Below are 24645 nucleotides of genomic sequence, written 5' to 3' on the forward strand. Positions count from 1 at the left end.
TTTTATCTCAAATGACGCTACGTTGTAAGCACCTCTCAATGAAGATGCCGAGATTTAAAATTGAATATTGTATACAATAATCCAATACGATATAGTGAAGCGATACTAACTCTGCAGTGCATCTTGTTTTCCAGTCGATATGTAACATCTTCAAAAAGCAAGAATAATAAAGCATACGGTCAGTCTCATGAGCGATAAACGTCGTGCAATAACTGAGGAACTTACACAATGTCGAAATTTTCAGGCGTCACATTAATTACAGCGGTTGGCATTTTAACCGCCTGCCAAAGCAGCCCCGATAAGCAATCAAAAACAGAAATACACATAAACTATCAGCGGGCAGAATCATTTTTACCGCAGAACTTAGCCCCGCTAGCAAAACACACTAAGCTAACCCCCAACTGGATAAACAACGGTAACACGTTTTGGTTTCAACAAGGGCACCAATATATATTCGTCGACCCTAAAAATAACATTCAAAAGCCACTATTTAACCACGAAAAACTGGCCAAGAGTTTGCGCCACTCAGGGTTAGAGGGCGCTAATAAAGAGAAACTAAAGTTAAACTCCCTGAGTATTAACTTCCCACAAATCAGTTTCACAGAGAGTAATAGTAAGTGGCAATGTAACATCGACACATATACATGCCACTCGAGTAAAATACCAACAACAGATAAAGTGACAGGTATTTCTAAGGATAATCGTTGGCAGCTGACTGTAGAGCACTACAATTTGGTGCTCGTTGACTTGAAGCATGGCGTTAGAACCAAATTGACAAATGACGGTAACGAAGGCCACCCCTATGGCTTAATGCACCCAAACCCCGCACCCAGCTTACGCGAAAATACGCCCTATCAACCGCATCAGGTCTATGCCAATTGGTCTGAAAATAGTCGTTATGTAATGACTTATCAGCTAGATCGCCGCAATACAGGAAAGTATGCGCTAGTGCGTTCATCCCATCAACGTGGTAAGCGACCAGAAACCACGGAATACTACTACCCTTCAGCCGCACAAGACGCCCTACCGATGGCTAAGTTGGTGTTGGTAGATACCCGAAATAAAACAGCTACGCACTTAAAAGCCCCGCCAGTGATGCAAACCTATTATGGTGCGGCGGTATGGGGATGGTGGCAAAGTAATGGAAAGTTTGTTTATCACAACCGCTATCGAGGAAACCGCCAATACTTTATGCGTGAAGTTGATCCCGTAACAGCGACAGTGAGTGTCTTGGTAGAAGAAAAAGATGATAAGTATATCGATCCTTGGGTACAACAATACTGGGCGCTTCCAGAGATTAATGCCTTTATTTGGAGTTCACAACGCACTGGTTTTCAACACCTCTACCTGTATGACTCAACCAATGGTGAACTAAGAAACCCAATCACAACAGGAAACATGACTGTTCGTGTCATACGAGGCGTCGATATAGAAAAACGTCAACTTTACTTTGAAGCCTCAGGAAAGGAGTTGGATAGAGATCCATACTATCGCCATCTCTATCGAGTTAACTTAGATGGAAGTGACTTAACTCTCCTCACTCCAGAAGCCGCTGAACACAACACCCACTTGTCACCAGATTTCAATTACTTTGTTGACACATACTCCACAGCGACTCAAGCGCCAGTCTCTATGCTGAGAAGCACAGAGAATGGACAGGTAATTCGAACGCTGCAAAAGGCAGATATCAGCGCTTTATTGGCCACTGGATGGCAGCCTCCGCAACCTTTTAAGGTGCTTGCTGGTGATGGAAAAACGCCACTGTATGGATTAATGTACTTACCTTCACATTTTGATCCTAACAAACAGTACCCAGTAATCGACGACATTTATACTGGACCACATAATTTCTTTACACCTAAGTCATTCGCTACTTATCATAGCCAAGCAAATGCATTAGCTGAACTTGGGTTTGTGGTCATAAAAATGGACGGGCGCGGTACAAGCAAACGAGGCAGAAAATTTCATGAATATTCTTTCAAGAATTTAAGTGGCGGCAGCGACGATCACGTCAGTGCAATCAAACAACTTGGACAGCGACACGGCTATTTAGACCTCAATCGCGTCGGTATTTTTGGTTTTAGCGCAGGAGGTTATGACACAGCACACGCCATGTTCAAATATCCAGAATTTTTTAAAGTGGGCGTTGCTGCATCCGGAAATCATGATTTTAGAGTAGATAAAGCAGGCTGGAATGAAATATGGATGGGTTACCCTCAAACCCCACACTGGGAAACACAATCGAACTTGAATTGGGCGAAACATTTGCAAGGAAAATTACTACTTGCTCACGGTGAGTTAGATACCAACGTACATCCGGCTGCGACTTTGCAGCTCGCTGATGCACTAATGAAAGCGAATAAAGATTTTGACCTGATGATTTACCCTAATATGGGGCATGTGCTTGATAAAAACACCTACTTTATTAGACAGAGATGGGATTATTTTGTCCGCCATTTATTGGGTACTGAACCCCCAAAGTCATATTTAATAAGAGAAAGCGACAATTAAAATAAAGTTGAAATAATTAAAAAGCCCCACCGATAAATGGGGCTTTTATTATACTTAAAAAAGTAAATTACCCTTCATTAACCTTTTTAATATTTACTAAGACTTCCCCATGACTACTTGCATTGTCACCGATGATAAATAGAGATAGCTCACCTTGCGTAGTCACAAATGAAGGTGAAAACTCATTCACAGTACTAAGCGTCTTTTCACCTTTAGAGTTGATATAGCTGACACCAACGGCACTGTATTTATCCCCTTCTTGATTGTAAACAGCACTATTATCAAAAATTTCTAACGAGTAAGTAATGTTTGGCTCAACAATATGCGTGAGCATCTCTCCCGAATGAAGACCTACTGCATTTGTTTGTGCGTTAAGCGATATAAGCTCCCCACGCACTTTCGATACACCACTTACACGAACTCGCACATCACTAATGGTGACGTTTTCATCAGTAGTGTAAGGTGTAAAACTGATTTGCCCCTCGCGAATAAAGCTTTGTGCAAAACCATCATTTTCATTGAAGCATTTTGAATAGGTTGTGTTAGCTAAGCCACCAGCACTGCCGCTAAAGCTGTTGTTACCTCTGTGGGCATCACTATACACAAAGTATTTGTATAGCGTAATGCCAGCCATACCAGGGGTAGATCCAGAACCAGAATATGTCGTATCCACTTCAAAACACACAGACTCAACTGTGTTAAAATGCTTTGAAACATCAACATATGCTTTAGCAAACCCAGATAAATAACCTGATGCTTTATTCTTGTAATCCAGACCTTCGGTATCTGCTTTTGTATAGCTCAATGGAAATGAAGATTTAGTAACTGGCTTTAAGTTAACCGTTGCAATTGAAGCTTGAGCTGAAATAGAAAGAATGAATGCAGATGTGAAAAGTGCTTTATTAAGCATGTGTCGTCCTTTTAAGTATATTAATGCATAGCCCCTCTATGCAGCGGCGAATTATATATAAACACCAAGCACTGTCAAATAAAAAACAAAAATACCCAATAAAAATAATTATAATAAAACCCATTAATATATTTAAAACATTTTATAAGTTGTTTTTTATTTGTAAATGCATAGCGCGCTTTAACTGCTATGCTTATAGTCCGGCCATTTGCAAAGAGCCAACGTTTGATGTTTTTACGCTGTACCATATTGGTTTACACTTTACTCGCTGTAAGCGCTATTGCTGCACCTTTAAAAGAAACAGAGTTTGAGCAACTCAGAGCTGAAATCAGAGGGGCTTCAGCACAATCCCCACTGACGGCGATCGCGGCCACAGACCGTATCTTGAAGGAAAATGACTTTCAACTTTCCACGAGACAAAAAATTAGATTGCTGTATGGGAAAGCCTGGTTCCAGATTCAAACCGATGACGTACACAGTGCTATTTCTACCCTTTCTATTTGTAAAAAGTTAAGCATCGAAGTCTCGGATCCAACCATTTTGTTCAGTTATTACAGCCTGACTGCTGGTGCATTAACACGCATGAGTCTTTACGAACGGGCATTGGAAAACTATCTAGAGAGCTATCGTTTAGCCGCGCTCATGGATACCACTTTGTTTTTAAGACAAACCGAAAACAACATCGGTAACGTTTATTTGAAGCTTGGGCGGTTTGAAGATGCCAAAACTTATTTTGAGCGCTTCTATCAAGATGCACAACAGCGAAACCTTCCGCAACAAATGGGCGTTGGGTTAAACAATTTAGGAGAAGCCTACTTTGGTTTGGAAGACTTCGATAAGGCACTCTCACTCCACTTGGAAAGCCTTAAAATCAGAGAAGAAAACAACCTGAAATACCACAGTACTTGGTCTCATTATAACCTTGGTAGAACTTATCTCGCCCTTGGTAGTCTTCAATCAGCGGAGCATCATCTTAGCGAAGCCATTGAGATACGAAAACAGAATAATGCTATCGCTGACAGTATTGCGCCGCAAATTGAATTGATAAAGCTCAAGATTATGAGTGGCTATGGCCAAGACCTAGTCCCCCTACTTGACAACGTAATAGCATTGAGCGATACGCACTCCAGATTCCAAGAGAAAACGCATGCCTATCAGCTCTTAGTCGACTACTATCAGCAACGGCAGGAATGGAAAAAAGCCTTTGATACGCTCAAACATTTGATGCAAACAAAGTTTGACTTTATGCAACGTCAAGCAGAAATCGGCGTTGCCTTCTACGCAGCACAAATGAATTTAGCTATAAAAGAGCGCGATATTGCACAACTGACACAAGAAAACTTACTGCATCAAATAAATACGGAAGCAGCTAAAAGTCAACTTATTCTGGTGTTAGCTGCCGCTTTAATCATTGCCATACTGACATTTTATTTTGTACGTCGTATAAACGCTAAAAACCAAACCTTAATTGAAACGCTCGAGCATCTCAAATCAACCCAAAAACAACTCCTAGAATCAGAGAAAATGTCCGCGATGACGACGCTTGTTTCGGGTATGGCGCACCAACTGAATACCCCCCTTGGCTTAGTGGTTACATCTGCCTCTTGCCTTGAAGCCAAACTAAAAGAAATACATGAGCGCCTCAGCAATCAGAAGCTCAGTGCCAAACAGTTACAATGCTTCCTTGCGGATGCTTCAGAAATGCTGGCAATGACAGCGAATAACTCCGGCAAAGCGGCAGACTTAATTGCACGTTTTAAAATGATCGCCGCAAGCTTAGATACCAGTGAGGCAAGTGAGTTTGAAGTGCTCGAGTATCTCAAAAAACGAGGAGAACTCATCGCACAGAGTCTTGATGAACGTATTTCACTTTCTGTCTTAGGCGAGCCTGTAAAGGTTTATTCTCACCCAGAGACACTCTTAAAAGTCATCTCTCAATTGGTCAATAACTCATGTACACATGGGTTTGTAGCTCAATCATCTGGTAAAATAGAGGTAATCATCAGCCAAGAAAGTGAGTGGGTGATAATCACCTACAAAGATGACGGAGTGGGGATCAATGAAGAAGCGCAGCAACATATATTTGATCCCTTCTACACGAGTCAATTAGGACAAGGACAGCTTGGTTTGGGTTTGAACATCGCCTACAACTCCGTGGTACAAGTATTGAAAGGCGATATCTTTTACGAGCACCAAACGCGTGGCGCTAAGTTTATCGTGCGCATTCCAAAGCGTATCGAATAGTAGGCTTGTATTACATCTTCACGAACAAATTCGCGACCGTCCCATCTACAATAATGCCCCCAAATAGTCCAATAAACACCATCTCAGTAACTTCTATATACACAGATACAGCGCAGCTAGGATTTTGAAGTAGGTAAAAGGCGCCTTAGACTGAACCTAAAAACTTTATATTTTACATTTAATTTCAATATTTATATCAAAATGATCAAATTTTAAACAAAAATATTATAAGTAAATCACTTTGAAAGCCTTGAACCTAGACCGTTCCAAACGTAAAGTTATTGTGAAACACACACTAAATAGCTGATATGTTTATCGTAGTTAAATACCTAGCGAGTTTAAGGTGCAAGTAGTTGAACCACTTGTTTGCCCTGTTTTACAGAGCTGATGTTCAAGTGAATTATCAGTAAAAACACGATGTTAAAAACAAGGAGCAAACATGAGTATCAACAAGCGATTCAAACTTTCTAGCATTGCCGCTGCAACGGCCATGACTTTTAGTTTCTCAGCACTGGCAGATGCCCCCATTCTGCAAAAAAAAGCCACATTGCAAAAAGCAAAATTAGCCGCTAAATCCACTAAGAGTAATCGTTACATCATTCATTTCAATGATGAACTAACTGGTGCTAAAGCTAATTTTAACGACTTCATGGCCCTCAATTACTTATTTACCGCAGGCGCAGAGCCTCTATTTAGCCTCAATGGCCAACAGGCTATGGTCGCAGAACTAGATCAGGACAGCTTAGCAACGCTGCGCGGCTTTTCATCGATTAAGTCGATAGAAATTGACCCAAAACGTTATTTGTCTCCAGCGCATAAGTCAGCCAAACAAATTACGCCGTTTGCACAAAGTACCCCATACGGTATCACCATGGTACAAGGGAACCTTCTTTCTCAAACGAATACCTCAGCAAGGAAAGTTTGTGTCATAGACACCGGGTATAATTTGGGCCACCCAGATCTGCCGTATGGTAATGTAACGGGTAATGCAAATAACAATGCGGTAGGTAGATGGAACAATGACGGTAACGGTCATGGAACGCACGTTGCTGGGACCATTGCTGCTGAAAATAACAATCAAGGAGTAATTGGCGTTTATCCGGGCATGGATCTGCATATCGTTAAAATATTTGATGACAATGGTCAGTGGACCTATGCATCAAATCTAATCAATGCAATTCAACAGTGTAAAGATGCGGGTTCTCATGTGGTGAATATGAGCCTTGGCGGAGGCAACTACTCCAATAGTGAAAATACCGCAATGCAAAACTTTGTAGATGGCGGTTTAATGCTGGTAGCCGCTGCGGGCAACGATGGGAACAGCTCTAAGTCTTATCCTGCCTCGTATAATTCAGTCATTTCGGTCGCTTCTGTTACCTCCAATGAATCTCGCTCTTCCTTTTCTCAATATAATGATCAAGTCGAAATCGCGGCACCAGGGTCAAGCGTCAACTCCACCTATCCAACCAATACGTATCGCAGTTTAAGTGGTACTTCAATGGCAACCCCACATGTTGCTGGGGTTGCCGCTTTAGTGTGGAGCCACAATACACAATGTACCAACCAAGAGATAAGAGCGGCACTAAATGCCACAGCAAAAGATAAAGGTGCAGCGGGTCGCGATAATTATTACGGCCACGGTATCATTAAAGCCAAAGATGCAGCAGACTATTTGAATACAAATGGGTGTCAAGGTGGTGGCGATCCTGGTGGAGTCTCCCCAGTTAGCGGTTCTTTGCCAAATTTACAAGGCGCTCAAAATGGCTGGACCCACTACACTTGGGATATCCCTCAAGGCGTGAAAGAAATGAGCTTGAAAATCACAGGCGGCACTGGTGATGCCGACCTTTATGTCAGATACAATGCACAACCTGACGCGAATAACTATACTTGTCGCCCTTGGAAAAATGGCAACGAGGAACAGTGTGTATTCTCAAACCCCAATTCAGGGAAGTGGCATATTAGCCTCTATGGATACAACGCGTACAATGGTGTAACACTGCAATATGCTTATAAGTAAATTGACTTTCTAGCGGGGTATCTTCCCCGCTTTTACTGTGCCGCTCCCGCCCAACCATAAAAACCCAGTCATCGCCTGATTATCAGTAGCCATGCGATGTTTAATTAAGTTATAAGTGCGAAGTATCAATGAAGCAATACATGACATAACAGTCAGCGCGAAGTGGTGTAATACTGCTTTATTCAACCACATACATACACATTAGATAGCGCAAGTTTGCCTAGCACAGACACAGTCACTAACAACGTCATTTTACTTTCTTCCCCATTATTAGCGTTGAACATGACCATGTAGTTATCGGGAGGCAGGTTATACGCGCAAGTTTACGATGATTCAATCACTTGCAAAGAGATAAGCGCATGCACACCACAAGCACTTTAACTCTTTGACGCCCGTTTGAAGAAAACAACGCGCCATAATGGACCGAACAGAAACCAAAAGAAAACCGTAAACAATGGCATTTTAAACCATATAGTCAGCGCCGCTGTTTTAGCTGGGTTATCTACAAAACCGACTATCAAAACAAGCAAGCCATACGTAATGGCAACGGCGAAAATACAGCGGAACCAGAGTTTGAACTCATCAATGACTGCTGACCAACCGAATAATACATCTTCATTTCGCATCGCTGCACCACCAAATCTATGTGCAAACCATTGATCAGCCCACCGCACCAATGTGGAACCAAACGCAATAGTGAACCCAATATAGGCCGCAGCCAGTCCATGGGCAAACGTTGCGCTTTCTCCCCGACTAAGGTCTATCACAACAAACCCCAACAGAAATAGGTCTACCAGTGGCACGCTTGCCAGCACAAAGGCGCTCAGTTTCTTGAGGTTAAATACATATCTAATCGCAAACCCGGCACATAATAAAACCCAAAAGGCGAACTCACATCCTAAAATCAAAATATAAATAATGTCAAAATCGCCATTCATGCTTAACATCTCATTAAACTGCCAGTACAGGGAAACCTTTCGGAATATTATCTTATTTGCTGTGTAAGATCTTTGCAATATTCGCCATACAAACCAATATACAACATGATTCACTTACAACATTAATCAGTATCGATTTTAAATAAATTGATGGTGCACTTAAAATTTAAAAAAAGAGCCTGGGGGAAAGAGAAGTTGAAGACGTATGAATTCTTAATTATTGGCGCACCCAGGTAGGTGCGCCAGAACAGCCATTACTTAATGTAATACTCTACGATACCTGCCGTATAACCACCGCTAAACTCCCACTTGCTGAATGCACCGGTGAAATTATAAACATGTGACCATCCCACGTTTAGGATTGCTTCACTGTAATCGCCACCAGAACCACCACACCCTGAGGTTTCTGTATGCCAGAAGCGTCCATATGGTGCTGGGTTGTTTGCTAGAGAGTCTGTCTGATTAAGCTTAATACATGATGCATTAAGCAGTGCGTCTTTTTCGACAATACCAACGTTTCCAGCACCGTCCACAAACATGATACCGTACTGCATGCTGTCTCTAACTGCTTGCCAATTTGCATCTTTCATCACGCCAAAGCCGTCGTGCTTCACAACTTCAACCGCATCAACAGATTTAAGAGATGTGTTATGTGTCGCGAACAATGTCCAACCACCTGACTCTTTATCCATATTACAGTAAACTTCAATAGGGGTTGAGTTGGCGGGGGTAATCGTATAGTAGCCACTTGCCGCTAACGGACTTTGTGCTTGAATGGCTGCGCATGAGCTACCAACCGGAGGCTTAGCAAAGTCTTGAGCTAGTCTTGGTGCAACTGTGTCACGACCATATGCAGTCACATCTTGAGCAAAAACATGCTTACCAAAGTTCAGGATATTCACGTGCTCAACAATATGCGTTAGCTCAGTATCTTTGGACTGCTCTTCTTGAAGGTATAGGCCGTAGGTCGCCTCAGATGCTGCTGAGTGGTCAAGTTTAATTTGATCGATTACAAAGTCTTGTCCACCAATATTACCAGTATTGGTTGGAGATACGATAGCAAGGTACGCAACCGTTTCCTGTACCGGTAAATTTGACGCTTTCTCTTCACCTTGTTTCAATGCAATGAAGCCGTGCTGCGTAACGCCATGAACACGCGTAACATACGCTTTCGCATTATCATTAGATTGGCCAGTTAGGAAAAGGTGTGGTGTTTTCGAAAACTTTTCACCAAAACTCACGGTGTTTTCACCACTACCCAGTTTGAATGTACCGACCTCGATAACTGTGCCATCTGCCAATGTTTGACGACCCGCTGGAAGTGATAGAATCGCCAACTCTTCAGCGCCATGTGCACCATCAAGGTAAGACCATTCTTGGAATTTGATTTCCACACCACCAGCAGACTGTTTAAGCGCGATCACACCCGCCTCTGCTTCTATGTCTGTTGGGGCACTTGTGAAAACAAGATTACCATTGGTGTTATTCACAACATTCCAAGCGTCACTTGCTGTTACCTCAGCGTATTCATTAGCCGCCATTGCACTAGTGCAAGCAAATAGAGAAAGCCATAGGGTATTTTTTAGCATCATTATCTCCTTAAAAATGACACGATGATATATCCGCTCAAAGGTTGAGCAGTCGTTTTGCTAGCCATACTCATTAGAGTATTTAAAATAGTATCTTTGGTGAATTAAATAAGAAACAAAGTAAAGTCAAACTATTGATTAAAATCAAAAACAGAAGTCAAAACCCACCAACAAATCTGATTATATGGGTATTTTTACGCATGGATATAGTATTAATTTATTATTTTAAAGCTTTAATGAATAAATACATTATCTAATATGAAAAACAAAAAAAGCTAGCATTGATAGACCGTAAATGTTATTGAGGGACTGAACAAGAAAACAACGCAATTTAACAAAGTATTTTAAATTAAGTAAAATTAAATAAATAAAAATAAAGTTGTTATTTTTATGATGTGGACTCAGGCACGGAATATTGAAGGTGTGAATTATATAAATTTGGCAAAATAATCATCATAAGTGAACCCCTTAGCCTAGTGTGTATGCAGAATGGGATCACCTGTACTTTTTGCGTGCACGTCAAGATTGATGTGGCGAGTAGCCATTAACCTGTTTTAGGTCACAATTAAGTTTCAGTAATTACTAAATGTTCTATAAACTCTAATTAAAAATTGACAAGCTATGACCAGATGAATATATTATCGCCACGAGCGAGCTTCTTTGATCTGAGTCAAGTCTTGGTATGACCCAGCAAACAATAACTTGTTGAACGTCAAAATTTAAGCGCGCTCTATAGTGATTACGCTTGAATGCGGTGTTCGATATAGTAGTTGGTGTTGTGGTAAACATTGAATGTGTTAGTTTTCTGCGCCGCTCATAACTAAAGAAAGTGATATTTAATAGCACGGAGATATGCGATGGAGCATTGGTCAGATTTTTTTCCTTATATTTTCATGGCGGTAAAAGTAATCGCATTAGGCATAGCTGGATATTTTGCCGTCAAATGGCACTTTGACCAGGATAGAAAATTAAAAGAGAAAGAATCCAAAGAAAGTTAAGCAGCCACTACCAAATGACCGCCCATTTGCATCATGCATCTGCGTGGCGGTCACTTTTTCACGATACAGATTCGTTGTATACATCCATTTTTTGACTGTCACATAAGATATATTTTAATCTTAACTCAATCGTATAAGCTCTATAAATGTTCTATACAGAACATAAGTAAGCAATTACCAACCCCTCAAAATTAAGCGACACAGCAGAGCCCTTCCCTAATTCGCTCGCAACGTCATAGTGAGCTGCCTAATATGCTAAATAGCATGTGTAAATACACCATGTGACCACCTACTTAACGGGTCAGCATACGAGCAACCACCACGTAATAACCTGTAATAGTAATCGACATCCGAGTGAACTACGTTTAGAGCGCCGCAGCCAAACCTCTAATTTTGACGGCGGCTTACCGTCACAAAGGAGCGAGTTCATGAACGAACCAATCAACACAGAAGCACTTTCCGGATTAACTAAAGGGATAAAACCTGAACTCAGGATCACGGCTTCGCAGGAACAAAAGATTAAAAATCGAGACATTCAGTATAAAGCAGCAGATATCTCTTGTATCAAAGCCATCGCGCAAGCCGCGATTAATGTCGAATTATTCACCATACCTCTCTACATGACTGGTTTATACTCTATTTATGGAATGCACCCAATCGGTGATGAATCGGGTCTCTACCCAGGACGTCAATGGCCCGGGTTAGCAGCCAAAGCCGGCTCTATCCCCCAAGCGCGACAACTAGGCCATGACGTCACTTTTAATCCCCCCTTAACCAATACGCTATCAGTGAATGAACAAGTTTTTAATGGGGTCTACAGCGTTTTCATAGAGGAAATGTTACATCTTCAACTGGCATCTAACATGGCAAGCAAATTGGGGGTCACCCCTTCGTTTACAAGCTCAGCATTGATAGATAAACAGTTTGGTTGGCATTGTTACAACAACCAAACCATGATCCCACATGTCTTAGACTTCCGAGACTGTGACAGCGACTTAGCCAAACTGAGCCCGCAGGTAAAGGCCTATTTTGAAGCTCATTTTTCTGGTGATAGCTTGCAAGACCTGAGGGTCAATGCCACTGAGCTTAATAAAGAACAAGCGCTGCTATTTCTCTTGATCGAAGAGACTGAAGAAGATGCCAAAAAAATCATCCAATCAAAGTATTTAAAACCTGGCACAGACGGCCGTCCAAAATATTTTGAAAACGCCCCATATGATTGGTGGGAGCCAAGTTTCACCGAGTCAAACCTTCCCTTATTTGGTTCTATCGGTCATATGTATCTGTGCTACTGGAATTACCTACAAATTCAATATAGCGATGGCCGTAGTTTATTGGATGAACTATTAGCACCCGTGCAGCGTGATTACTTCAACGTACGCCCTGGAGATGACAAATACCAAGCGCAATTCCCAGATATCGACGGCGATTTGAACACAACCGATACCACTGAACACCGTTATGATGCGCTAAAAGAAAAGCTCATGAACAATGTAAATGCAATTACAGATCAAGGTGAAGGCAATGGCGTAGCAATGATGATTTGTCAGTATTGGAGTCACGAACCATGGGCACAAAGAGTATTGAGCACCCTGCTGTCGCAGCAAAATCAAGATGATCATACTGTTAAGCCTAAATTCCAACCCAATGAGCAAGCATTAAAAGACGATTACCCTGGCGACCCCATCTCTGGTACCGCGTGTGCACGGATCACCAACAAACGTAAAGATCACTTTCTTATCTTTCAACAAACTCTAGAGCTGATTGTTACATATAGTGACGCGAGTAATAAAGACGATGAAAGATACATGACTTGGAGAGATTGGCACAATGAAGGGAACCGTTGGCAACCTAGTATGCTGGACCCGCATGGTGGCGATGCGGCAAAAGCTAAGCACCCAGATCTACCCAGTGCACAAGAAGTTACGCTGGCATTAAATAAACTGAGTCAAACACAAAAAAGCCTCTCCGATACCCATCAGTTATTCAGTCAATCCGCAGTGGGTACACTCAAAGGACTGACTAAAACCCTTGATCTCTACTGGTCAGGTAAAACCAGTGAATTTCCAGGTCCTGCGATGGGTGGGTCAGGTGACAGGGTCTCCATTTGTTGGGCGACAACGGGCTTAGCTCCTGATCTCGTCACAGGGATTATGCCTGCGCAAGACGATGTGCTTTATCATGCCTGTCAAGGGATGAGTTATACCTCTGATGACACAGGCTTGCCCCCTGCTCAAGTTTATCACAGCTGTAAAGGCTCGAATGACTGTAAAGCGCAAGGTGGGTGTGGATTTGTGCATAGTACAACGTCAGGAGGTAGCTGTGGTTCTAGTGGTGCACAAGGGATTAAAAGCGCGCCAGCGGATAACAAGTGCAATAATTTAGGGGGATGTGCCGTGCCGATATCCGCATCACAATTATTCCCATCTTTACCAGCGGACGACAGCGATGGATATAAAATGCAGCTATTTCGGTTTTATGGCAAAGACCACAACTTTGAGGCCATCAGCTATATTGCACCAGATAAAGGAGATGAGCATCAAGTTTGTGCGTCCAATCGGCAGACGACCCCAATGCCTTACAAAGAGGGTGATGCAGTCTACAAAATTGCGTGGCAAGCATATTGCAACGCGCATGGTTTGGTAGACCTACAAACCGGGGATATCCCCCAACCACCCGATGCGGATGACATTCGCCTTGCTCTTCCTCCTTCGACATGAGCCAACATAATGTCAAAAAACGACGTAAAAGAGGCGCAGTATCATACTGCGGCCTCTATATCTAATAAGAAAAACCTTGGATTTGGCGTGGGGTTACGAAGTCAGCATTATCCACATTTAATGAATCAGGTCGATCACACAGCACAAAGGCCCGTCGATTGGTTTGAGATTATCAGCGAAAACTACATCGATAACTTTGGTTACGGCCGTCATGTGCTTGAAACCCTAAAAGCTCATTACCCCATTATCATGCATGGTGTATCTATGAACATCGGGAGTACGGATAGGCTCGATTATACTTATCTGAAAAAGCTCAAAGCACTGAGTGATTTCGTAAATCCTGTTTGGATATCGGATCACTTGTGTTGGACTGGCGTTGCAGGCGTCAACAGTCATGATTTGCTGCCTATGCCCCTCAATGAAGAGAGTCTCGCACATGTTATTCGCCGCGTAAATCAAGTCCAGGATGTGCTAGAGCGCCCCATTGTATTGGAAAACCCATCGACTTATTTAGAGTACTGCCATTCAAGCCTAAGCGAACCAGACTTTTTTACCGAACTGGTGAGTGCGACTGGCTGCAACATGCTCTTAGATGTTAATAATGTCTTTGTCTGCGCTTTTAATCATGGGTTTGATCCTCACTCATACATTAAAGCTTTGCCCCATCACCATATTGTACAAATTCACGTAGCAGGACCCAGTGACTGTGGAGACTGCCTCATTGACACTCATGACCAACCTGTCCCTCAACGCGTCTGGGAGCTGTATGCCTTAGCCCAGCAACTAACTGGCGGAGTATCAACGCTATTGGAGTGGGACGCCAATATTCCGCCATTTGAAGAATTAGTGGTAGAACTGAACAAAGCTAAAACGGTGCACAACGGAGAGCTCCCCTTACAAAGTGTGCTTCAGAGCACACAGGTTCAATTTTCGACACCTGTGGTACAGGAAATGCATCACAATACGGACCTAGTACACAGCTTAAAGCCGGTAGCAACATGACTCATTCAACGCCAGAACTCGAACAATTACAGCACTGGTTGTCTCAAGTTTTAATTTCAAGAGGTGACCTGCCACAAAAGTTAGCAAACGCAGCGCAACGCGATGGTTTAACGCTCGAACAGTGTATCAAGTCGACATCGCAGCTAAGCGCCCAGCGAAGAATTGATATCTATGCGGCAGGTTATGTTATGCGTCTAGTGGAGTGTCTCAAGTGCGAGTTTTCGCTGCTTTGTACTTTTATGGGCTCTGAAGTGTTTGAAGTCTTTGCGAAGGCATACATCGTGACATTACCATCACGCTCATTTACGTTACACACGCTGGGACAGTCCTTCGTCAGATTTTTGACCAACACACGCCCACAGGGGCGTTTTGATGAACAGCAAACAACTATGTTTGATGTGCCACTTGAATTAGCGCGATTCGAGCGCGCAAAGGCAGAAGTTCTACTTGCTGATGGGCTGGAAAATATTCCGACAACGCATACAGCGTTCAATGAATTCGAGTTGCTCGGAGGTTGCGCTTCATTGAGTTTGATAGCACCACCTTGTTTACGCCTGCTGGTGAGTGAATATGATCTACTGCCATTGATTACTCAGCTTGAAAACGGTATAGCCCATTCATTACCCCCAAGAGAAACTCGTTACATCGCTCTGAGCCGACAAAATTATCGACTGGTTACTCAACCACTGACCCAATGGCAAGCAGACCTGCTAGTGCATTGCAATCAAGCAATTTCATTCGAGCAGGCAATCATTCAAAGTGCACATCGACAAGGGCTCGACCCGACTCAACTTAGATCTCAGCTGGCGATGTGGTTACCCGCCGCAGTTGCGTGTGGATTGCTGGTTGTAGAACGGTTAAAAAGCCCGGCTTTAACGATGGCCAACGCTTCATATTAAGTCGAAGGTGTTTAAAACTGGATAATCGGATTAGCATGAATAGCAGAGTGCGCCTGGGTACTGCACATGCTTCACAAAATGGTACTCTGCTCGTAAACAGATTACGTGGCCACTGTTCAAAAAACAGGGCCACGACTTTAATAGTTAGTGTATCTGAAACATCGCATTGGATGTGGTCAATAACACATTCAGCTTTCCGTTGTCGTCGAGTCTCACTTTTAACCCATCTCGATTAGACATACCAGGTAGCTTAGGGCTACGGCTAATCTTATTTCCTTTTGAATCAGTGAACACAACATGAGCATAGGTATCTTCGTCCCAATAACCACGTCCAGTTTGCGTAACTAGTATCAACCCTTGATTATTGTCCTCGGTTGGTGACACCGCCAAATGAACGACATTTTCTGCTAATGTTTTGTGGTGTACTTGCTCCAACTGCTCATTGTTTATGTCAAAGACATAGATTTCAGATTGCACGTCTGAATAATAGCTATCAGTATTGCTTAAGCACACAATTTCAAGTGCTGCATCACTGTCATAATTGAAATACTCCACCTGGGTACATATTTGCTCTATGGTACTTTTCTCTGATAATGAGCCATTAGTGAGTTCTAGCAAGCTCAGATTGTCAGTGGCAACCACCATAGACAGTGATCCGTTTAAGTGCGTAGTAAAATCACGCAGTGAGCCTGATACAGTGTAACTTGCCACCATAGATTGATTGTATGTATCGACGAGTTTGACAGAATTATTCGTGCCAAACATAGCATCTTTCACATTGTCCCCATTGACATCCGCGGCATCAACCGTGATCAATTGATCATTTGAATCAACGGGTAATTGATAAGTAATCGTATGCGTTGCCAGCTCCATTATACCAAGCCCCGTTGTATATGTTTCGGTGTTAGGTACTAGAAGCTCCGTCAATCCATCGTTATTAAAATCAGCTGTGATCGACGCTTTGTGACCACTCCAGTTACTTGAAATCACATCCGACAACGTTAAGTCGCCCCGTTTGCTCATGTGCGCAACACGGCTCCCATCGTAACCAGAATTTGTTCGGGGTAAAAAGAAGATAGCGCTTTCAGTGGTTTCATTTGTTTTAGCCCACCCAGCAGGCGTAAACGTGCCTAGTTGCGGGGCGATTTGATCGCTTCTCACTGTTACCCCCCCCGCATCGATGTCTGCTGTAACTAACATATCCGCGCCTGAAGACGTTATCCCTGTGCCCCATAACAATTCGGGTTTACCATCATTATCACTGTCACCTACCTGTAAAGAACTTGAGCCATGATCGACCTTATCCGCCGTCCATAAGCTTTCAAACGACTTATCACTCTTAAAATTGTAGGCGTGTATATTACCCCATTGGCAATCACCTAAAATGAGCTCATCACTCTCGTCATCATCGATATTATCAGCGGTAATGGAGCAAAGATCATGTTCCTCTAACGTGGCTAACTGGGATTTATCAACCGCCGAATACACGACAATCCCATTGTTATAACCAACGATTTCATCAATGCCATCACCGTTTAAATCAGCCGTCGTTAAAAGTCGGTGGCCGAACGAGTTACCACTCAGCCATTGGTTTTCCCAAGACGCCATGTCGTAAACTAGCCCTGTATTAACCACGAGTTCAAGGTTTGGGTCTTCATCAACATTTGCAATCTCGATTGCATTAGCGTCGTCTACATTCGTTTCAAATAGCGTTTCATGGCCAGAGTCCAGCTTGTGTACACTCAGCGTTTTAGAGCTGTAATAATCACTATCGTCACTGCGAATAACCGCCAATTCAGGTAAACCATCATTATTGATGTCTGCAAGGGCGCCAGATAAAATATCGCCTTCGAAAGAAATGAGTTCTCGGGCTGGCGCATTTAATCCATCAATAACACTCAAACCTTTTGTTGTCAGGACATAAATTTCTTTTTCAGCGTCACTGTCAATATTAGCAGCAAAAAGTTGTTGAATGGTTCCAGCTGTCGGTAACGAGTATGGATACAACCACTTTTGTTCTGGTTCACCGTTCTCATTGGTCAACAAGGTCACTCGGTATTGATTATCCGTTGTCAGGATTTCATTCTTTTGGTCGCCATCGAAATCGCCAATAATAATGTTGCCATCGCGTTTCGGTACTTCGATGCCCGAACGAGCAATTGGCAATGGCTTTGCTGTATTTACAGTGACAGAAATAGATGATTCTGCAGGATTTTGTTCATCACCTGTGGCAAAGTTAAAAAAGTAATCTTGTGAAGAAAACAGCGTTTCTGCTGGTGCTGTCCACGTAATTTTGCCATCTTCGCCAACCACGGCACCAGATGGTCCAGACAATAAAGTCCCCACCTTTGGTGCATGAATCTTATCGGGGTCAATGGTCATCACAGCAAACTCTATGTGCTGGTTTGGAGAAATTGATTGTGGCAACTCAGTCACCTCAATATAACTCGGTGCATCTGCTAGCTCAATTGCAATCCGGTTACTCAAAACCGTGTTTGCGCTATCAGAGACGCTCATTGCCACCTCTAAGGTGTCACCATAAACCGCAATACCAGCAGGCAATGTATTGGTGATTTGATCCGCAATTAATTCATTATTCAAGTACCATGCGAAGCTGACTTGCAATTCTTCAATTGGCGTATCTGAATCATAATAATCACCTGTTTGTACCGTAATTGGCGTAGTGGTATCCGTTTGATGATTGGCGTAATAATAAGGCGCATATACAGTCGGCGGTAAGGACATAAGATCGATAGCAACAGGGTTAATAGTTGCCTCCTGTCCTGCCATAAACTTGTAAATATCAGTAATATACGCACCAAAATCATATTGACCATCTAAGTCAGAATCGACGTAATACGCTGTCTGATAATTCGAGAATTCAATGGTCGCACTGTTATTAAGGCCTGAAAACTTAATTTTTCCATCATAAAAGTGAGGGCTATCGCCACGCAGATCAGCAGTACTTACTGAAACAACCCCAGCATCCCCAATTTTTACAGTGCCAGTCATCGTGAAGCTCTCTGTTGAGCTATAATAATCCAACTCTTTAAATGACAGTTGAGACAGCACCTGATCGCCACTTTGGTCCTCAATCAATAAGTTTTGACTGATTGAGGCATTGCCAGCACTGTTAGGGTCCGCAGTTACTTTTACACTGCCAGTCAGTTTTTCAGAGTTTTCGTTGTATGACATTTCAAATGCATCAACATACACCCCCATCTCCACTTTACCCGCATCACTCTGGGATACTTTAACAGTAATGGTACCTGAAACCTTCTGGCCGCTGAAATTGACACAATCAGTAAATTTCGCAATTGCCGTTCCTTCTCCTGACTCGTTAACTTGGCCAGAATATCTCACTGTACCTTGTACAAAGCAGGCTTGTGTACCATCAATTTTGCCATCACTGGATACATGGTTTTCTATCGCAGGAAGCTCAAACGTGGTTAATGAGCTCGCTGAGTCATCGAACATATGGGCAAGTGCTTTTTGTACTAATGCGGGTTCAATTTGGGCCTGAGTATCAATGCCTGAATAGCGGCTCTTTACAAGTTGATTGGCCGCGCTTTCTAATTCAGCGAAGGTTTTACCCTGCGCATTGCTCACCGTCTCAGATGCTTGGTTTTCGATTTTTTGTTGTTCTGATAGGTTATTGTCCGAGCCCGAAGAGCCACCACAACCTGTTAGCACCAAAGTCAATGCCAAGGCGACGGAGGAGTGTTTAAAGTTTTTCATAATAGAAAAATCCATTTTAGTTATAAATTCGTTTTATCGGGACAATTGTACCTATTTTATTTATGACATTCAAAAAGACTTTATACATGTCTGCCAAGCGACAAAACCACATTGCCCCCTCATTAATCACTTTGTTTCATATATGATTCGCCATTCCGACATCGAAATAACAAGACAGACCACCAGCCAGTGACATTGCGAAATACAATACATGCTACATTTATATCATTCGAAAAAAGTGGCTGAACGATTGTGCTTCGTACCAGCCGAACTAATGAAAGTTTCCTTTCGTACGCAAGGTAGGACAAAACTAATAAAACAGACAAAATGCCAAAATATATTTATATATATCAATATTTTGACATTTTCATGCCGACCATTTTTGTATACACAAGACACATTAGTGATTATTTACTGTAACGTGCTTAGCAAACGGCCGGCGACATTGGCGTATTCTCTAGGCAAGTGGCGCCGACGAAACGCACTAAATCTATGCAGCTCCCCGTTGAGGGGAACGATACAAAGCGCAATGACATTAACTTTCACACACATTCGCCTTGTCCAAAGAGATTAATGTGTATGGAACTGAATTAATTAGTCGTGGCAATTGATAGTGGAAATTATCGAACTAAACTTACCCTACAGCGGTAAAACTGAGCGTTCGCCAAAAGCATGCGCCCCCTTCTCTGTACAACATGCTGTGATTTTTTTGCTGAACGAGATGTAGTGACAATGACATATCGATTCGATGGCTAAGGAGGCCAAATGACAAGCAATAAACCCAATCAGGATCGCCATGCTCATGTTAAGCAATTACTCAGTAAAATGGATCCTGAAGTCGCCGCCAGCTTTAATTATAAACAGCGTAAAGCGCTGCAAAAAGTCATCAATACTCGCGATTGGAACAGCCATAAAATTGATTTTCGTCCCACACTCGCGCTGCCATTTTTGCCTTGGAGCTTTTATTTTGTTTTTCTTGGTGGGGTGAATAAACGTAACTTAAGTTCTTCGGAACGATTCACTGCGGCACTGGCTTTTATAACCGCCTTGCTTATTGTTGGATTCATCGCGCTCGGAATTGTTTTTGTTATCCTTTATTTACTTAAATCCTGGCTAGGTATTGATATTTTCCCTGATGAATCACTAGGTTTGTGGGATCAAGTTAAAACACTGTTTAGTTAACTGAGTACGTACAATGACGAGGCGATAAAGGTACAAGACAAAGACAGACTATAAGCGCCCTTACGATGAACTTTCCTTCACCCGCGGTTATGTGGTGCGTTCTTCCCCATTAACCAATAAGTGTTTATTTCATTGTCCTCATATTTAATTGTTGCCTAGTCAACTGGTATTACAATAAAAGTTTGCTAGGCTTGCTATATAAGTTTGTCTCACTGACATGTCAAAGATATCCAAACTAAGCAGGTACTTGGATGCAACTATCAGAATTACAAATAGACTATATTAAAGAGCTGTTCAATGTTGGGTTGGGTGAAGCCATTGTTGAGCTTAATGATATGATTAATGAAGAAATTTTGATGTCGGTACCAAGTTTCGACTTGTTCGAAAAAAACGCAATTTTCAGTAAGCTTCAAATAGAATCCAGCCGAAATGTCACTGCTGTGGTATTACCAATACAAGGAGAGATGGAGTGCAATGGCATTCTCTTGTTCCCTGCACAACATAGCTTGAACTTAGTAAGAAAAGTGCTGAAAGAAACCAGTGGTGCAGATACGTTAACCGCACTAGAAGTTGAGTCCCTGACAGAAATATCGAGCATTATTCTAGATGCCATTATTACGTCAATTAGTGACATGATGCACGTTTCAATAAGCACCGCGATGCCGATGGCCTACTCTGGTACTTTTCAAGACCTCGTTGATAAATACTATGTTGGTGACACAGTCATGTCTGTGGGTATGCACTTTGAAATTAAAGATAGCCAAGTAAGAGGCGATATTTTATTTGTACAAGATATTCTCGTCATTGAAGATTTTCTAGAGAAAACCAATCAAATGCTGTCAGAATTGGGGCTTTAATGGGAAAGAGCAATACGTCCCCAGAATATTTGATTGAGGCAATCAATCGAACAGATGTTGGTATGATTGTCATCGACAGTGAAAGAAGAATATTGTTTATTAATGATTGGATAAAAATTCATGCCACCGTTGAAGGAGCCGTTGAAGATAAGTTTATCCATGAAGTGTTTCCAGATCTACCACCGCGCCTGAATAAAGCTATGGAGAAAGCACTAAGCCTACGACGTGCAGCTATCTTGTCAAATAAACTGAACCCTGCCCCCTTCCCATTTTATCGTGACAAACAATCCTTAACAGAACGTACGCTGATCTCTCAAGTCGTCAAAATTAAACCCATTAACGTTACCGAGCAATTTTGCTTGATAGAAATAATCGACATATCTGAGAGCGTAAACCGCGAAACAGCCCTGCACCAACTCGCCAGTGAAGCGCAACTCAAAGCCGAACAAATTGAGGCACAAGAAAAGCGAATCAGGGGCATATTTGAGAGTGTAAAAGACGCCATTATTATCGTTGATGCGGGCGGCAGCATACAGATGTTTAACCACACCGCCAACGAACTGCTAAATAGCGCGTCAACCTCCTTAAGCAACATCAATCTTCACCAATTTCTCAAAGATAAAAATAAACCGTTGTCTGATGAAAATGGCGGCGTGAATCAGATGGCAGCTATGTTGCCGCTTTGGGCTAAATACGCTGACTCTATAGAATTAGAAGTGACCCCAAGTGGTCAAGATGGGAGCTTTTTTGCAGAGCTTTCCGTCAGTACTGTCGAGCTGTCAGAGCAGCGCCACTTTGTTGTTGTTTTGAGAGACATAACAGAACGAAAACAATATGAACAACAGCTGGAAACCATGGCTAAGTTTGATGAACTTACCAGTTTACCAAACCGCACCCTTTTGATGGACAGAATCCAATCTGCAATAGGTAGGGCCAAACGCTTTGATAACAATGTCGCCATTTTATTTTTAGACTTGGATCGCTTCAAAATCATTAACGATACGCTGGGCCATGATATTGGCGACAAACTCCTACAATCTGTTTCAACCAGACTCAATGAAGGTATTAGAGATCTGGACACTGTGGCGAGGCTTGGCGGGGATGAATTCGTTATCTTGTTAGAGAATTTAGAGCACAAAGAGCATGCTGCCCGTGTCGCTGAAAAAATAGTGACTCTATTTGAGCCTGCTTTCGATATTGATGGACATCAACTGTTCGTAACAGGGAGTTTGGGCATAGCGACCTACCCTGAAAGTGGTGAAACAGCCTATGACCTCATTAAATGTGCTGATACCGCAATGTATGCAGTGAAAGACTCATCACGTAATAACTACATGTTCTTTTCTGAAAAGATGAACGAAAATGCTAAAAAACGTTTGGAGCTTGAGGCAGAACTACGCATCGCCGTTAAAAAAGCACAGTTTTCCATTGTACTTCAACCTCAATTATCACCTGACAAAAAGATATTGCATGGCGCTGAAGTGCTGGTGAGATGGTATCACCCTACCAAAGGTTTTATATCACCAGTAGATTTCATTCCAATTGCTGAAGATAGCGGATTTATAGAACAAATATTTGACAGTGTGCTGGGACAAGCATGTGAATTTTTGGCTAATTATAAACATGTATTACCTCAACACTTTCGCATGGGTGTAAACATTTCACCGAGGCAATTTATCAGTGACACTTTCACACAAAGATTTATGGCTGTGTTAACGCGCTATCAACTTGATACTCACTTTTTTGAACTAGAGCTGACAGAAGGCATGTTGATGAAACGCACTGACGAAACCATCTCGTTACTTCGCACCTTAGTTGATAAAGGCTTTGTAATATCCATTGATGACTTTGGCACGGGGTATTCATCACTGGCATATTTAACTCGGTTCCCATTGCATACACTAAAAATAGATCGCAGCTTTATCGTGGATCTACCGAATGATGAAGAAGCCGCGCTGGTTTGCAAAAGCATCATCGGGCTTGCCAAAAACCTTGGACTCAATTTAATCGCCGAAGGCGTCGAAACAGAACAACAAAACCAATTTTTGGCGGCTGAAAACTGTGACGTTATTCAAGGATACTACTTTGCAAAGCCAATGCCTGTTGATGAGTTTTTGGTATGGCTTGATGCATTCAATGCTGAGTCTCTATAAAACCAAACAAACAACATGATGTTTTTAACGAATGTACAGATTTATCCTAAACTAATTAATATTAATAAACACGGGAGAGCGTTGATGAAAGCACTGGTCGTAGACGATAGCTTAGTGGCTCGAGCACAAATAAAAAAAGTATTAAAGGAAGAATACCCAGACATCGAGATTGAAGAAGCCAAGTGTGCCGCAGATGCAATAGCGCTTCTAGAAACGACGGATTATGATATTTTTACCATTGATTTTAATATGCCAGGCGGCACCGGAGATGAAGTCATCATTAAAGCTAAAGCACGCTGCCCAACTGCTAAAATTGCATTACTGACAGCTAATAAACAGCTTCCTATGAAAGATAAGTGTCAGGAATGGGGTGTTAAGTTATTGGAAAAGCCACACTTCAAGAGTGCATTGCTAGATTTTCTCACTGGAACAAGTGATACATAGCATAGGAAATTTGCTTTCATATCTTTAAAGACGCTTTCTTACTGACTGTGCCCACTTCACCCAAACTGTGCGCTCAGGAAGGTTTGTCTACAAGCGCGCTGTCTTGTCGCCTCAATATCACTCACACACCGAGTCAGCTTGACTCACTATTAATGATGCTGTTGCGGGCATTGTACACAACAGCCACTTCCTAACGGGCAGAACTCTGAGTATTCATATCTCATGTTTTATTGGCTAGGAGACAACAAGAGTAAGAATATGTAAACAGGGTTTGTTACCTTTACGGCGGTGCCAGTGCAATTTTCACCGTTCCCCATGAGTTTTGAATAAAATAGACGCATATAAAAAGGGCGCCAAACGTGAAGATCAACGTGCTCCGTCAACTATAGCAAATACCTTCTCTATACACAGCCAACTTGCATATTGGCGATCTATAAACT

15 protein-coding genes are annotated in these 24645 nt (G+C 42.3%); 11 read left to right on the forward strand and 4 right to left on the reverse strand.

Features of this window, described 5'->3' with window-relative positions; genetic code table 11:
• Nucleotides 1-228: 228 nt before the first annotated feature.
• Nucleotides 229-2511: a S9 family peptidase gene (locus tag L1286_RS21335; RefSeq protein WP_235409075.1), complete on the forward strand. Its 2283-nt coding sequence runs from the start codon at nt 229-231 to the stop codon at nt 2509-2511.
• 67 nt (nt 2512-2578) lie between these two features.
• On the opposite strand, the gene L1286_RS21340 is transcribed toward L1286_RS21335, so the two are convergent.
• A complete protein-coding gene (locus L1286_RS21340) occupies nt 2579-3421 on the reverse strand; it encodes a hypothetical protein (RefSeq protein ID WP_235409076.1) in 843 nt (280 codons plus the stop codon).
• A 228-nt stretch (nt 3422-3649) separates the two neighbouring features.
• On the opposite strand from L1286_RS21340, the gene L1286_RS21345 reads away from it, so the two are divergent.
• Both L1286_RS21345 and L1286_RS21350 read left to right on the forward strand, forming a co-directional pair.
• Nucleotides 3650-5665, forward strand: a complete 2016-nt coding sequence (locus L1286_RS21345; RefSeq protein ID WP_235409089.1) for a tetratricopeptide repeat-containing sensor histidine kinase — start codon at nt 3650-3652, stop codon at nt 5663-5665.
• Nucleotides 5666-6104: 439 nt separating this feature from the next.
• On the forward strand, nt 6105-7685 hold the full coding sequence (locus tag L1286_RS21350; RefSeq protein WP_235409077.1) for a S8 family serine peptidase: 1581 nt from the start codon (nt 6105-6107) through the stop codon (nt 7683-7685).
• A gap of 377 nt (nt 7686-8062) precedes the next feature.
• Here L1286_RS21350 and L1286_RS21355 read toward each other — a convergent pair whose 3' ends face one another.
• Together L1286_RS21355 and L1286_RS21360 are read right to left on the reverse strand one after the other, a co-directional pair.
• Entirely contained in the window at nt 8063-8623 is a 561-nt protein-coding gene (locus L1286_RS21355; protein WP_235409078.1) for a hypothetical protein, read from the reverse strand.
• A 254-nt stretch (nt 8624-8877) separates the two neighbouring features.
• Nucleotides 8878-10215, reverse strand: a complete 1338-nt coding sequence (locus L1286_RS21360; RefSeq protein ID WP_235409079.1) for a fibrinogen-like YCDxxxxGGGW domain-containing protein — start codon at nt 10213-10215, stop codon at nt 8878-8880.
• A gap of 854 nt (nt 10216-11069) precedes the next feature.
• On the opposite strand from L1286_RS21360, the gene L1286_RS21365 reads away from it, so the two are divergent.
• The 4 genes from L1286_RS21365 to L1286_RS21380 all read left to right on the forward strand — a co-directional run bounded on the left by L1286_RS21365 (nt 11070) and on the right by L1286_RS21380 (nt 15831).
• Nucleotides 11070-11210 carry a hypothetical protein gene (locus L1286_RS21365; protein ID WP_235409080.1) on the forward strand — a complete coding sequence of 47 codons (141 nt, stop codon included), beginning with the start codon at nt 11070-11072 and terminating at the stop codon, nt 11208-11210.
• Between the two features lie 428 nt (nt 11211-11638).
• Nucleotides 11639-13930 carry a ferritin-like protein gene (locus L1286_RS21370; protein WP_235409081.1) on the forward strand — a complete coding sequence of 764 codons (2292 nt, stop codon included), beginning with the start codon at nt 11639-11641 and terminating at the stop codon, nt 13928-13930.
• Nucleotides 13931-13939: 9 nt separating this feature from the next.
• Nucleotides 13940-14932, forward strand: coding sequence for an MNIO family bufferin maturase (bufB, locus tag L1286_RS21375; RefSeq protein ID WP_235409082.1), 993 nt, complete (start codon nt 13940-13942; stop codon nt 14930-14932).
• On the forward strand, nt 14929-15831 hold the full coding sequence (locus L1286_RS21380; protein WP_235409083.1) for an HvfC/BufC family peptide modification chaperone: 903 nt from the start codon (nt 14929-14931) through the stop codon (nt 15829-15831). The genes bufB and L1286_RS21380 overlap by 4 nt, the downstream gene beginning before the upstream one ends.
• Nucleotides 15832-15975: 144 nt before the next feature.
• Here L1286_RS21380 and L1286_RS21385 read toward each other — a convergent pair whose 3' ends face one another.
• Complete coding sequence (locus L1286_RS21385) at nt 15976-19569, reverse strand: hypothetical protein (protein WP_235409084.1); 3594 nt, start codon at nt 19567-19569, stop codon at nt 15976-15978.
• A 765-nt stretch (nt 19570-20334) separates the two neighbouring features.
• Between L1286_RS21385 and L1286_RS21390 the strand changes: the two genes are divergently transcribed.
• The 4 genes from L1286_RS21390 (at nt 20335) to L1286_RS21405 (ending at nt 24205) form a co-directional block, all read left to right on the forward strand.
• Nucleotides 20335-20751 (forward strand): hypothetical protein, encoded by a 417-nt coding sequence (locus L1286_RS21390; protein WP_235409085.1) that lies wholly within the window; start codon nt 20335-20337, stop codon nt 20749-20751.
• Nucleotides 20752-21002: 251 nt separating this feature from the next.
• Nucleotides 21003-21608, forward strand: a complete 606-nt coding sequence (locus tag L1286_RS21395; protein WP_235409086.1) for a hypothetical protein — start codon at nt 21003-21005, stop codon at nt 21606-21608.
• Nucleotides 21608-23761, forward strand: a complete 2154-nt coding sequence (locus L1286_RS21400; protein ID WP_235409087.1) for a putative bifunctional diguanylate cyclase/phosphodiesterase — start codon at nt 21608-21610, stop codon at nt 23759-23761. Before L1286_RS21395 ends, L1286_RS21400 begins: the two co-directional genes overlap by 1 nt.
• Nucleotides 23762-23845: 84 nt before the next feature.
• A complete protein-coding gene (locus L1286_RS21405; protein WP_235409088.1) occupies nt 23846-24205 on the forward strand; it encodes a response regulator transcription factor in 360 nt (119 codons plus the stop codon).
• The last annotated feature ends 440 nt before the right edge of the window (nt 24206-24645 follow it).

The sequence above is a fragment of the Pseudoalteromonas sp. SMS1 genome, assembly GCF_021530565.1.
Lineage (GTDB): Bacteria > Pseudomonadota > Gammaproteobacteria > Enterobacterales > Alteromonadaceae > Pseudoalteromonas.